We start from the raw sequence: 14258 nt of genomic DNA on the forward strand, positions 1-14258 counted from the left end.
AAATAAAAGCATGAAAATTACCTTGATAAAACCTGGTTTAGGTACTAGCATTACGGGTTACAACCTGAGTGACGGTAGCATGGAACCTTTGCAACTGGCTGTGATCGCAGGATTAATAAAGAAGCCGGATGAGGTGATCATGTATGATGACCGCCTTGAACAAATCCCTTTTGATGAGCCAACGGATCTGGTTTGTATTACGGTTGATACATTTTGTGCCAGAAGAGCCTATGAAATATCTTTAAAGTATAAAAGCAGGGACGTGAATGTTGTGCTTGGAGGTATTCACGTTTCTCTTATGCCGGAAGAAGCCATAGACAATGCGGATGCGATTGTAATTGGCGATGTGGAACCGGTTTGGGCAGAGCTGATCAGGGATGCAAAAAAAAATAAACTGAAAAGGAGATATTTCGCACCGTTTGGAATTCCACAGGATGGAACATTTCCGGATCGTGAAATCTATAAAAATAAAAATTATCTTCCTGTCTCTCTGATGCAGTTTAGCCGGGGATGCCGGTTTAGCTGCACATTTTGCTCCGTTTCGAGATTCTTTAAAGGGTCGCATGTATGCAGAAGAACGGAGGATGTATTAGCTGAAATAGAGAAAGATAAGCTCAAAACAATTCTTTTTGTTGATGACAATCTTACCCAAAATAAAAGTGAGCTGAAGATATTTCTGAAAGAACTTATTCCCTTAAAAGTTAAATGGGCCAGCCAGTCTGGTATTGATATGGTTCATGATCAGGAACTGCTTAAACTTATGGCCGACAGCGGGTGTGTTGGCAATTTGATAGGATTTGAATCCATAAATGTCAACTCATTAAAATGGTTTAAAAAATCCCCTAACATACGTGATTTCAATACATACAGGGATGCACTGGCAATTTTAAGTGATCATGGATTTTTAACCTGGGCAAGTTTCGTGATTGGCAATGATTTTGATACCGTTGAGACGATTGATAAAACAGTGGAATTTGCCATTAAGAATAAATTTGCTCTTGCATACTTTCATATTCTTATGCCCTACCCGGGAACTAAAATATATGACCAGTTTAAACGTGATGACCGGTTATTGTATGATGGAAAGTGGTGGCTTCATCCCGATTATAAATATAATCAGGCAACATTTATACCCAAATTGATGAGCGTTCAGCAACTTTATGAGGCGACAATAAAAGCAAATAAGGATTTTTATAGCATTTCATCGATAGGTAAACGGGCATTCGACCCAAAAACAAATATTCGGAACGTGTTGAATTTTATGATATACAGCAGGTTCAATTATGTACTGAGAAAAACAAGCATTTAGAAGACTGTTAATATGAAACCTGGAATACTGTTCACCTCTCCCTGTGGTCCGTATGCTAAATTGCCGATGGAAAGTGACCCTATCGATTATTTTTATTACAGGAATACCTACAAACAAAAGATCTTTCAACTTCGGTCGTTTCAAAGCTGGCATTCGCTGCACTACCTGGCTCAGAATATTCCTGTTTCATCAGTTGTACTGGAAAATCCATCAACAAAAGCATTTAGGAAGGAGGTAAATACAGGGAAATATCAAATAGTAGCAATTGGGTTTACCATACTTTTAACTCACAAAGTACTGGAAATGGCTGAGTGGTTGAAACAAAATCATCCGGGTATTGAAATTGTACTAGGCGGTTATGGGACGGCAGTTTTTAAAGAATCTTTTGAAAAATCAGGGAGACTTAAAGAAATTGTCGACCACATTTGTTATGGTGAAGGATTAGCGTTCATGAATGCCCTGATTCAGGAAAAGTGGGATCTGAAAAATCAGATAGAGAGGAGACAGGACCTGATCCCGTCAGAGAACAGTTTCTTTCGTACTCGAATTAAGCTATTCAGACAGATTATCCTTGTTGGGGGACTTGGTTGTGTCTATGGATGTTCGTTCTGTGCCACTTCGAGCCAGTTTAAAAAAAAGTATATCCCGTTATTAACGGGGCAACAGATTGTTGAGCATTTATTAAGTCAAAGAAAAAAATATCCGGGAATTCAATCCGCTGTTATTTATGATGAAGATTTTCTGCATGACAGAGCTAAAGTGCTTGACTATATGAATCATTTTCAAAATAGCGATTTGAAAAGCCAGCCATTTTTACTCACAATTTTTGCCTCGGTCAGATCCATTTTAAATTATAGCATTGAGGAACTGATTGCGTGTGGTATAGGTACGGTTTTTATCGGGGTTGAGTCATTAAATGATGAGGTTTTGGAAAGGGAAGGTCTTACAAAAAGAAAAGGAAAAGTTGAAGCTCTTTTTGAAAAATTGCATGCGCATGGAATTAACACCCTTGGTTCCCTTGTCATTGGATGGGACAATCAAACTGCAGACATTACCGTTGCCGATTCTCAGCGTTTTATCGGTCTGAATCCTACATTCTATCAGGTGGTCCCGCTTCATGTTGTTCCCGGAACAAAACTTTGGGATGTTATGAAACGTGAAGGGCGGATATCATCAGGATATCGTGTTGAAAAAGACGGGATTAACGATTTTAATTTTGTTCTTAAAAACTATTCAGATGAAAATGCCCGGGAACTTATTGCTTCAACCTATTCAGGACTTGTAAATGAAGGAGGCCCATGGCCATTCAGGATGTTTGAAAATTTATTAAATGGATATCTCAATTTGAAAAATAATAATAATCAACGATTCTCCGAAAGAGCTGCAATCTATAAATCGATGATCTTTCCTGTTTGTATTCTGGCAGTTTCCTCCGGATTTTTCTTTCAAGGGAGCGGTTTTAAAAAGCGATGGAGAGAAAGCATGAAAGCTTTTGCAAAGATATTACCGACAAGGTTCGTTTTTAGTGCATTAATATCTCCCCTGGTAATATTATATCTGTCTGTCCTTTATATTTCAGGTAACTTTTTTTATAGGATCAGGTCAGGTGGTGATCAACCTGATTACATACGAAAGGTTTATAATACCAGAGAGCAATAAGTGAAACTGTTCCTGATTAGATGCGTCACTGTGAGGAACCCATCCATATTTCCCAACTTTTTGTATATAAATATGTTATTACCATATGTCATTTTGATTGATTATCCCTAATAATAATATATTTAAAACATATCATATGAATAAAACCATTCTATTCACCTTCTTAGTTCTGACCCAGACCTTGGCAGGACAGGTTTTACATCCGGGCTTTGATAAAAATGAATATATTGAAACGCTGAAGATCAATCACAGAACACATTTTGACCTGGAGAAATGGGACAGCATTGCGAATATTGCTGAACCTGAAAAATACAGCTTTGAATACCGTTCTCCGCAGGTTGCATTTGATAACCTATGGGATTTGTGGATCAATAATGAAGAACCTGTGGCTATGATTTCAATCCGTGGAAGCATACTTACCGAGGCAAGTTTTCTGGCAAATCTTTATGCCGCAATGGTTCCAGCTCAGGGAGAAATACAACTTGATACCAATTTTTTATTTGCATATAAGCTGGCTGATAATCCCAACGCAGCTGTGCAGGTTGGATGGTTTATAGCAATGGCATATTTGTCACGAACCATTGAACCTAAAATTGATTCATTGTATAGGGCAGGCTATAAAGATTTTATTATCACAGGGCATAGTCAGGGTGGCGGCATAGGTTTTATGCTGACAGCCTATCTGCAACATTTGAAAAAGGACCATAAACTGCCTCAGGATATTTGGTTTAAAACCTATTGCAGTGCAGGGCCCAAACCGGGGAACCTGTTTTTTGCCTACGATTATGAAAATATAACAAGGGGCGGATGGGCGTTCAATGTGGTTAATGCAGCGGACTGGGTTCCTGATGTGCCGTTTTCGGTGCAGACAGTGGATGATTTTACCAATGTAAATCCGTTTTCACATGCACGAAAGATGATTAAGAAACAGAAATTTCCCAATAATCTGGTGCTCAAACATGTGTATAATCAGTTGAGTAAACCCGGAATCAGAGCTCAGAAAAATTATCAGAAATATCTGGGTAAGATGGTTTCTCGAGCTGTTGAAAAACAAATGCCCAATTACAAAGCACCGGCGTATTATAAGAGCAATTATTTTGCCAGAACAGGGAATACCATCGTTCTGTATCCGGACGAGGAATATTATAGGCAGTTTGATAACTCACCGGATAATCCTAACATCTGGATGCACCACCTTACGGATGCGTATATGTTTTTAATGGAAAGGTATAAGTAATATACCTTGTAAGCTGGTGTTCACTTTATACAATAATCTTCAAAAGTGAATGGATGTATAAAATTGATTATCATTCCGATTTTTTTCTTTCTGATTTTTCTTCTATTTTAACGACTTAAATGCAGAATATAATATTATGAGCAAGCAAATTATAGGAATCATTTTTGTGTTAACCATTTTGGTGAGTTGTCAGGCACCTCAGAGCACAGTTATAACAGAGCAAACACCCTGGGGTGAACAGGTGTTTGAAGTCCCTTCATTCAAAAATAAAGTGTACAACATTCAGGATTTTGGTGCAAAAACTGACACAAAATATAATAATCAAAAGGCCATTCAGGAAGCTATTGATAAGTGTGCTGAAGCCGGTGGTGGGAAAGTTGTTATTCCTGAAGGAACCTGGAGCACGGCCTATCTTGAATTAAAATCAAATGTGAATCTCCATCTGGACAAAGGTGCAGTATTGTCCTTTCTGGACAGCATCCCGTTGTACGCCGTTCCGACCTTTACACGTTGGGAAGGTCTGGAATGTATGAATTACCACCCACTGCTTTACACACGCAATCAGGAGAATGTAGCCATTACCGGTGAAGGTATTCTTGAGGGTAACGGTAAGGCATGGTGGGACCTGGCCAAAGGCACTCAGATAAAATCGCTGACTAAGTTATATGATCTGGTAGAGGCAGGTGTAGCACCAGAAGAACGTAACTGTCTGGCCTTTGAACCAACATCCTATCTGCGTCCGGCCATGGTTCAGTTTATTGGCTGTAAAAATGTTTTGGTGGAAGGCATAGAATTGCATTCAGGACCCATGTGGACCACCCATTTTGTTTACTGCGAAAATGTGGTTGCCAGGGATCTGAGGGTCATAACCACAGGAACAAATAATGATGGAATTGTTCCCGATGCCACTAATGGCATGCTCATCGATAATTGCTATTTCTCAACAGGAGACGACTGCATTGTAATTAAATCCGGCTTGAATGAAGATGGCTGGCGGGTTGGAAAAGCCAGTGAGAATATTGTCATCAAGAACTGTACAACCAAGCATGGTCATGGTGGTGTGGTAATTGGGAGTGAGATGTCGGGTGGTGTACGTAATGTTTATGCTCACGATTGCGACTTTAGTCAGACACAGCGTGGATTGCGTATCAAGTCTATGAAAGGCCGGGGTGGTGTGATTGAAGACCTGTGGTTTGAAAATATTCGTATGGATAATATTGAGCGGGAAGCCATTAAGATTAACATGCATTATGGCAGCAGTTCTATTAAACCGCGTACTGACAGTCTGCCAACATTCCGAAATCTTCACTATAAGGATATCACATCTAAAAATTCACAGTTTGCCATCAGAATACAGGGAATAGATAGTCTTTTTGTGGATGAGGTATATTTTGAAAACCTGACTCTTGAAAGTAAATATGGCATTGTAATAGAAAATGCGGAGAATACAGAATTTAAAAATCTGAAATCCACGACTATGGATTACTACCCTTTGAGTCTGTCAAATGTTCAAAATCTTACTTTCGATTCAGTTGAATTTGTATCTGCAAGCGAGACCATGATTAATGCAGAAAAACTGATTGAAAATGTAAGGTTTAAAGGAGTAAATGATAAGGACTTTAAAGAACTGTATAAGTCGGATTCAAATCCAGGTATCGTTGTAGAGTAAATAAACGTAAAATGAGGAGGATTTTTTCTGTTCCCGGTCTGGTTGTTATTATTTGCTTTCTGTTGCCAGTTCGTCTTGAAGCTCAGAGCATTGTATTTGAGGTAAATGTAAGTAAACAGATTACACTTCCACACATTCCGTCGGCATCTGCTTTAGTGAAATATCGTGACAGCTACTTTATTGCGGGTGATGATTCCCCATATCTGTTTCAGTTGAACACCAAATATGAGGTAGAGGATTCAATCAAAATATTCAGCACGAAACACCTTGAAAATGGCAGGCTTCCAAAGCATGAAAAGGCCGATTTTGAATGCATGACAGTTGTTCCCTGGGGAAAAGATTCTGACCTGTTGGTTTTTGGTTCAGGCAGTACCGGTGATAAAAGTGAGGTGATGAACCGAGTCGATTTTGATGGTCAGGATCATAAGGTTACGACTTACGATTTAGCTAAGCTCTACAAACATATTGCACAAAAATCTGATGCGCAGGCCGGCATAAATTTTGAAGGAGCCGGACTTTGGAAGAAGAAGCTGATCCTCCTGAACCGTGCCGACAATACATTGATAGTAATAGATATTGATGATTTCAGAGACTATGTTAAAGACGATAAAAAAGATAAACCGGACATTAAATCCATAAAATTCAACCTTCCTGCCGTTAACGGCGTATCTGCCAGATTTTCTGGTATGTGTCTGTTGCCGGAAGAAGATATTCTTGTTTTTTCTGCATCGGTGGAGAATGATCCGAACTGGATCGACAACCAAAATATTGTAGGCAGTTATATTGGACTGATAGATTTGAATCAGCTTGAAAATAGGACTCCGGTTTGTGAAAGAATAATGCATAACGGCAAACCATTGCAGGATAAAGTGGAATCTGTTTATGTGGTCAGCAGCACCAATTCAGATATAAAACTGCTGGGTGTAACAGACAATGATGATGGCAGTTCTAAACTATTGGAGATAGATTTTCGTAAAAGGACACACTAATCCTGATATAATAAATACCTGGATCTTAATTGAACAACAGGTTCTGATGTTTAAAATATACACACTTTAGATTAGTGCATACAATCTCTTGTTGATCTGATTACATTAACTTTGATAATGGTTTAGTTTATCATATGAGAATGTTGATGTTTAATTACTGCAACAATTAATTTCACCATGAAGAAATCCTTGCTAATCACGTTTGTTGCACTGATCGTTTTTTCGTGCACATCAAATAAAAAAGAAAAAATGCAGACCGGCATTTTTGAACCAACCTGGGAATCGTTGAAACAATACGAGGTTCCGGAATGGTTCAGGGATGCTAAATTTGGTATATGGGCACATTGGGGACCTCAATGTCAGCCGGAAGCCGGCGACTGGTACGGGCGTCATATGTATGTTCAGGGGCACTGGCAATACAATTATCACCTGGAACATTACGGTCATCCTTCGGAATTTGGATTTAAGGATGTAATTCATGATTGGAAGGCGGATAAATGGGATCCTGAGAAACTGGTTGCATTGTATAAGCGGGCCGGTGCAAAGTATTTCTTTGCCATGGGGAATCATCACGATAACCTCGATTTATGGGGCAGCAAATACCAGGAATGGAATTCTGTAAATGTTGGTCCGCATAAGGATATTCTTGCCGGATGGGCGAAAGCAGCCAAAGCTAACAATTTGCCATTTGGTGTCAGTATTCATTCAGCACATGCATGGCGTTGGTACGAAACAGCTCAGCAATCAGATAAAACAGGAGATCTGGCAGGCGTGCCTTATGACGGAACACTGACGAAAGAAGATGGAAAAGGTACCTGGTGGGAAGGTCTGGATCCTCAGAATTTATATGCCCAAAATCACCCCTTAAGCAAAAACAGTGAAGATCCCGGCTCAATCGGTAGTCAGTGGGCATGGGGAAATGGAGCGACTCCTCCTTCCGAAGAATACTGCCTTAATTTTTACAACCGGACTGTAGACATGATCAATACCTTTGAGCCCGATCTTATTTATTTTGATGACACCGGCTTGCCCCTATGGCCTGTCAGTAATGTTGGGCTGGAATTAGCGGCTCATTATTACAATAAAAACATGGCTGATCACGATGGAAAACTGGAGGCCGTTCTCTTTGGAAAAATATTGACAGATGACCAGAAAGAATGCCTGGTCTGGGATGTGGAACGTGGTGCACCGGATGCCATTCAGGACAAAGCATGGCAAACCTGTACCTGTATTGGTGGATGGCATTATGACCGCAGTTTGTATGAAAGAAGCGGATATAAATCAGCAAAAACTGTCATCCAGATGTTGGTGGATATTGTCAGTAAAAACGGGAATCTTTTGTTGAATATTCCTGTTCGGGGTGATGGTTCAATTGATGAAAAGGAACTTGCAGTTGTTAAAGGCATTACAGAGTGGATGGATACAAACAGTGAATGTATTTACGGAACACGGCCATGGGCCGTTTACGGTGAAGGACCCAAAGCTGATAGTGCCAACCCGATCAAAGATCAGGGATTTAATGAAGGTAGAGGAGCCGCATATTCATCTGAAGATATCCGGTTCACAAAAAAGGGAGATGTGTTATATGCTGTTGTTATGGATCAACCGGAAAGCAATCAGATACGTATTAAATCTTTAGCTGTTAATGGTCCGCATTTCAATGATAAAATGAAGAATGTGGAACTGGTAGGCGGCTCAGTTAACTCTTTTCGTTTCGATGAGAATGGCCTGAATGTTCAACTGTCCCAAAATGATCTGGCTGACATGCCGTGTGTGCTAAAAATATATTGAAGACAGAATTTCAAAAAATTAAATTCATGAAGAATTCGTACCGCACCCTGCCACATACTAAATTTTTACTGTTTATCCTCCTGTTGACTGCTTACGGTATTCCGCTTCTGGCTGAGGGTGACGGATATGGTGAAAATCCCGGAGGTGCAGGTGGAGATACTATCATCGTAGATAATGCAAACGATTTAAAATCTCTGGCTGGCTCATCCACGCCTTATGTTCTTCTGATTAAGGACACAATTGATGTTGGTTCGGAGGTTAGAGTGAGAAGTTATAAAACAATTTCAGGTCTGGATTCAACCTCAACAATTATTGGTGATATTAATATCAGTGGTGGAACTCACGATGTGGTTATAAAAAACCTTAACATAACCAATCCGGCAAATGATGGCATCACAATACGGGAAGCACGATATGTATATGTAACCAATTGTACGGTTTACGATTGTGCGGATGGGTGTATTGATGTTACGGTTGAGTCTGATTTTGTGACGATTTCATATTGCCGGTTCTATTATGACAAGGTTACCTTTCATAAGTTTGTAAATTTAATTGGTGCCGATGACAGCAATATTACCGACCGGGGGAAATTACATGTTACAATGCATCACAACTGGTGGGATACGGGATGTACTTCGCGTATGCCACGGGTGCGTTTTGGGCGGGTACATGTTTACAATAACTATTTAAGTTGTGCAGGAAATAACTATGCAAACCGTGCTGCTCTCGAAGCCCAGATATTATCGGAGTACAATTATTTTGAGGGCGTAAGAGACCCGCTAACCGTTGAAGGCGGCGAGGCCCGAAGCCAAGGCAATATTTATGATAGCTGCGAAGGTACTGTTTATGAGGGTACGGATGATGTTTTTACACCGAGTTATAATTATACCACTGTAAGTGCCGAAGATGCAAGAAGGGAGGTTATTGAAAAAGCCGGAAATGAAAACAGGGATACTGTTCAGCCCAGTCAAAAGAAAGAAACGATAATAAACTGGAATGACCTTGATCCCATTATTTTTGGTACGCCTTTGGATGAAACCCGGCTTAATGCAACTGCCAATGGAAATACAGGTTCACCCGTATACAGTCATCCCATTGGATCGCAATTGCCGGAAGGATTTAATACCATTACAGTAACTTTCCCTGAAGATGACAACTATAAGGCTGCCAGTAAAACCGTTAATATAAAAGTCAATTATGAATATTTTAAGCTGCAAGTAGTAATTCCGGATGGTGTTGATCCCGGATTAATAACCGTATTTCCTGAGGGTAATCTTGTGGAAGGAGAACGTTTATATCCCAAAGGGACAGTGGTGACTTTAATGGCATCTTCCAATCCTGTTTCAGATTTTGACCACTGGAACGACAATTATAATGATACAGCTATTACGGTTACGATGAATGAGGATATCATCGTTAATGCCTGGTTTAATCAGGCTAACTATATCGTGGGATGGGATTTCTACAAGGATGGAGAATATGTGCGTAATGCAGACTTTTATGAGTCGGAGGAAAATCAGAATGCATCATTTGTTCTTTTACAGAATGATGGGTCAATATTTAGTTGGAAGTTATTTTCAGAAGACTATCTATGGTTAGGTCGGAATGCAGCAATGATCCGTAAAGGCAAATCATCTGCAGGGCAGTATTATTTCAGAATAAAGTTTGATGCCAGTCATTACAAAAATATAAGGATTGCAGCCGGAATGTCAGGATACTCGGCTTATTATTTTACTCAGAATGTGGAGTATTCAACAGATGGTATAACTTATTTTAAGGTTGGTGAATTTAATCTTGAAGAAGATTCTGTGTGGTACGACAAGGAGTTTTATTTGCCTGATGATGCCAATCGCAAAGATTCCGTATTTGTCAGGTTTATTGCGGATAAAAGTTCAGACCTGATCACCTATGGATCAATACTGGGTGCATCTGTCAGTAACATTTTTGTATATGCTGATAACGTGACGAATGATCAGGTTCACACAATTGTGCCGGACCAGAAGGTTGTTAAAGTGATCTATTATTCAATTGATGGGAAAGAGCATCTCAAACCCGTTTCAGGAATAAATATTATTGCGTTGTACTATGAAGATGGGAGCATTGCCACCCGGAAGATTTTTATTAAAGATCCGATACCTTCCTCTACATATAATCTTTTACAATCTCGTTGACACCCTTTAAAACATAGTGTGGACGATAGGCAAATTCCTTGATGGTTTCTGTGGTTGATATGCCTGAAAGCACCAGACAGGTGTCAATTTCTGCTTCTATCCCGGCTACAATATCAGTATCCATACGGTCGCCTATAATAATGGTATCTTCACGTTGAATACCCAACTTTTTCAGGGCGATGCGCATCATTAGTGGATTAGGCTTACCTACAAAATAGGCCTGTTTGCCTGTAGCCAGTTCAATGGGAGAAATCAATGCTTTTGTGGCAGGAGCGATGCCGTTTTCAATTGGACCGGTCAGGTCAGGATTGGTTCCAACCAGTTTAGCCCCTTTGTTAACCAGGTTAACTGCTTTTTCGATGACTTCGTAGCTGTAGGACCGCGCTTCCCCCATCACCACGTAATCCGGATCGATGTTGTTGCTGGAATAGCCGGCGTTGTAAAGTGCATTGATCAATCCGGCTTCGCCAATGATATAGGCGCTGCCATTTGGCTTTTGATTCTGCAGAAAAGTAGCAGTGGCCAGGGCGCTGGTGTAAAAATGTTCGGGCCCCACATCGAGTCCCATTCGCGACAGCTTCCCCTGTAATTCTTTAATGGTACGTTCGCTGGAATTTGTGAGGAATACAAATTTCTTATTCTCCTCCTTAAGCCAGCCAACAAATTCTTTTACCCCGTCCAGAATTTTGTTACCATGATATATCACACCATCCATGTCACAGATAAATCCGGATTTGTTGCGGATATTTTCAACCATTGCTTTTTTTGTCATCAATACACTGTTTTTTATGCTTTCTAAGCACTTTTTTTCAGGCGTTAAATTACAACCTTTCTTTATGTTATCACTTATTTCTGTTCGTTTTTTAATTCTGTATTATCAGAATTAGATTAAATGAAATGTTTTTTATGCAGGATTGGTTTATTTTGTAATAGTAGAAGCTGGAATCTGAATCTATCCGGAGGCTGGTCAATGCTTTTAAAAAAATATTAGTTTAATTTGTAATATTGCAATTTCCCGGAGAATAAACACATTAAGCATGAAAACCTTAAAAAGTATAATAGTTATTATTTGCCTGATCCCGGCATTTTTGACTGCACAGGTCAAAGAACAACTGGAACTTTTCCCGTTAAACTCGGTACGTCTGCTTGAAAGTCCTTTTAAGCATGCAGAAATGAAGGATTTGGAATATATTCTGGCGCTTGATCCTGATCGATTGCTTGCGCCTTATCTGAAGGAAGCCGGTCTGGAACCCAAGGCAGAAAATTACCCAAACTGGGAGAATACAGGATTGGATGGACATATTGGAGGCCATTATCTTTCAGCTCTTGCAATGATGTATGCTGCAACCGGCGATCAGCGTATGAAAGAGAGAATGGATTATATGCTCAGTGAACTGAAACGGTGTCAGGATAATCATGACGATGGCTACCTGGGTGGTGTTCCGGGAGGACGTGCAATGTGGAAGGAAATTGCCGAAGGACATATTGATGCAGGTGCTTTCAGCCTGAATAAAAAATGGGTGCCTTTGTATAATATTCATAAAATTTATGCCGGATTGCGTGATGCATATCTTTTTGGCGGAAGTGAAGAGGCTAAGGAGATGTTGATAAAACTGACAGACTGGGCTATCAAACTGGTATCAAACTTGTCTGAGGATCAGATACAGGATATGCTGCGAAGTGAGCATGGCGGATTGAATGAAGTGTTTGCAGATGTGGCTTTTATTACAGGAAATGAGAAATATCTGACTCTTGCCAAACAATTCTCCCATCATTATGTGCTTAATCCCTTGCTTCAGCACGAAGACAAACTGACCGGAATGCACGCCAATACGCAGATTCCAAAAGTAATAGGGTTTAAACGTATTGCTGAATACGATGGGGATACAACATGGGCCGATGCTGCCCGTTTCTTCTGGGAAACCGTCGTGGATAACCGGACTGTCACAATTGGAGGGAACAGTGTACGAGAACATTTCAATCCGGTGGATGATTTTTCAGGAATGATCAATAGCGAGCAGGGTCCTGAAACTTGTAATACCTATAACATGCTCAAGTTGACTAAAATGTTGTTTCTGTCCGATCCGGACGTTAAATACATGGATTATTATGAGCGGGCATTGTATAATCATATCCTGTCAACAGAGGAACCGGATAGAGGAGGGTTCGTATATTTTACACCCATGCGTCCGGGGCACTACAGGGTATATTCTCAGCCCGAAACCAGCTTCTGGTGTTGTGTTGGTTCAGGTCTCGAAAACCATACCAAATACGGTGAGCTGATCTATGCCCATGACGGTGATGATCTGTATGTAAACCTGTTTATTCCATCTACACTTGACTGGAAGAAGAAAGGCATTAAAATTACCCAGAACACAGCATTTCCGGATAAGGAAAAGACAGAATTAACGCTTGGTTTAAAAAAGAAATCAAAATTTGGAATACATATCCGGTATCCGGAATGGATCACAAAAGGGGGGATGACCGTTTCCGTGAATGGGGAACCGGTTGAAATTCCGGATCAGCCCGGAGAATATGTAACCATATACCGAAAATGGAAAGATGGTGACAACATAAGTGTCTCCCTTCCGATGCATACAACAGTGGAGCAAATTCCTGATGGCGAACATTATTTTTCTATTCTTCACGGGCCGGTAGTGTTAGCGGCCAAAACAACAACAGATAATATGCCGGGACTCTATGCCGATGCCAGCCGCGGAGGACATATTGCATCAGGAGAAAAAATTCCGTTGCAGGAAATGCCGATTATTGTAAGCGAACCGGATCAGATTGCCGCAAAAGTCAAGCCGGTAAAGGGCGAAGCACTAACATTTACCCTCGACGATCTCTATTCAGGAGATTACAACAACCTGACGTTAATGCCGTTTTACAGGCTGCACGATTCACGCTATATTATCTACTGGCAAAGTGAAACGGAAGATGCTGTAAAGGAAATTAAAGCTGAGATCGCCGCTAAAGAAGCAGCCGAACAGGAACTGGAACGCAACACTGTTGATCTGATCTATCCAGGAGAACAGCAGCCGGAATCGGATCATTTTATAAAATTTGAGCGATCCAATGCCGGAGTCAATGCCGGCAAACACTGGCGCGATGCACAGGGATGGTTCAGTTATGAATTAAGAAATCCTGATAGGGTACCCGTAAAACTACGTGTGATGTATTTCAGCGCTGACCGTGGCCGGAATTTCAATATCCTGGCTAACGATAAGGTGATTGCAGAAGTGAATTTAAGAGGCAGGAGAGGAAATGACTTTTATACGGTAGACTATGATATTCCTGAGGACGTAGCGATAAACACTTCGGGTACATTTACTGTTAAGTTTGAGGCAAAGGAAGGTTCGGTAGCCGGAGGAGTTTATGAAGTCAGGTTGCTGAATAAATAGATTACTCTTTTGATCCGGTTTTGTTTTTG

Annotated in this window: 9 protein-coding genes; 8 read left to right on the forward strand and 1 reads right to left on the reverse strand. The window is 40.4% G+C overall.

Annotation, left to right across the window (positions count from 1 at the left end; all coding sequences use genetic code 11):
- Window positions 1–10 precede the first annotated feature (10 nt).
- From ACE1ET_RS16285 to ACE1ET_RS16315, 7 genes are all read left to right on the forward strand, one after another.
- The gene (locus ACE1ET_RS16285) at window positions 11–1309 is read left to right on the forward strand and encodes a B12-binding domain-containing radical SAM protein (protein ID WP_375729483.1); all 1299 of its coding nucleotides are present in this window, start codon (window positions 11–13) and stop codon (window positions 1307–1309) included.
- Between the two features lie 12 nt (window positions 1310–1321).
- On the forward strand, window positions 1322–2968 hold the full coding sequence (locus tag ACE1ET_RS16290; RefSeq protein ID WP_375729484.1) for a B12-binding domain-containing radical SAM protein: 1647 nt from the start codon (window positions 1322–1324) through the stop codon (window positions 2966–2968).
- 136 nt (window positions 2969–3104) lie between these two features.
- Window positions 3105–4205, forward strand: a complete 1101-nt coding sequence (locus ACE1ET_RS16295) for a lipase family protein (RefSeq protein ID WP_375729485.1) — start codon at window positions 3105–3107, stop codon at window positions 4203–4205.
- Between the two features lie 136 nt (window positions 4206–4341).
- The gene (locus tag ACE1ET_RS16300) at window positions 4342–5874 is read left to right on the forward strand and encodes a glycoside hydrolase family 28 protein (RefSeq protein ID WP_375729486.1); all 1533 of its coding nucleotides are present in this window, start codon (window positions 4342–4344) and stop codon (window positions 5872–5874) included.
- Between the two features lie 11 nt (window positions 5875–5885).
- Window positions 5886–6863 carry a DUF6929 family protein gene (locus tag ACE1ET_RS16305; RefSeq protein WP_375729487.1) on the forward strand — a complete coding sequence of 326 codons (978 nt, stop codon included), beginning with the start codon at window positions 5886–5888 and terminating at the stop codon, window positions 6861–6863.
- A gap of 177 nt (window positions 6864–7040) precedes the next feature.
- Window positions 7041–8654 (forward strand): alpha-L-fucosidase, encoded by a 1614-nt coding sequence (locus ACE1ET_RS16310; protein ID WP_375729488.1) that lies wholly within the window; start codon window positions 7041–7043, stop codon window positions 8652–8654.
- A 26-nt stretch (window positions 8655–8680) separates the two neighbouring features.
- The gene (locus ACE1ET_RS16315) at window positions 8681–10825 is read left to right on the forward strand and encodes a pectate lyase family protein (protein ID WP_375729489.1); all 2145 of its coding nucleotides are present in this window, start codon (window positions 8681–8683) and stop codon (window positions 10823–10825) included.
- Here the strand turns inward: ACE1ET_RS16315 and ACE1ET_RS16320 are convergent.
- The gene (locus ACE1ET_RS16320) at window positions 10797–11597 is read right to left on the reverse strand and encodes an HAD-IIA family hydrolase (protein WP_375729490.1); all 801 of its coding nucleotides are present in this window, start codon (window positions 11595–11597) and stop codon (window positions 10797–10799) included. The two genes, ACE1ET_RS16315 and ACE1ET_RS16320, sit on opposite strands and share 29 nt — an antisense overlap.
- 265 nt (window positions 11598–11862) lie before the next feature.
- On the opposite strand from ACE1ET_RS16320, the gene ACE1ET_RS16325 reads away from it, so the two are divergent.
- A complete protein-coding gene (locus ACE1ET_RS16325; RefSeq protein WP_375729491.1) occupies window positions 11863–14229 on the forward strand; it encodes a beta-L-arabinofuranosidase domain-containing protein in 2367 nt (788 codons plus the stop codon).
- Window positions 14230–14258 lie beyond the last annotated feature (29 nt).

This window comes from Quyinboa mangrovi, assembly GCF_042219825.1.
Classification (GTDB): domain Bacteria; phylum Bacteroidota; class Bacteroidia; order Bacteroidales; family UBA5342; genus JBHJHP01.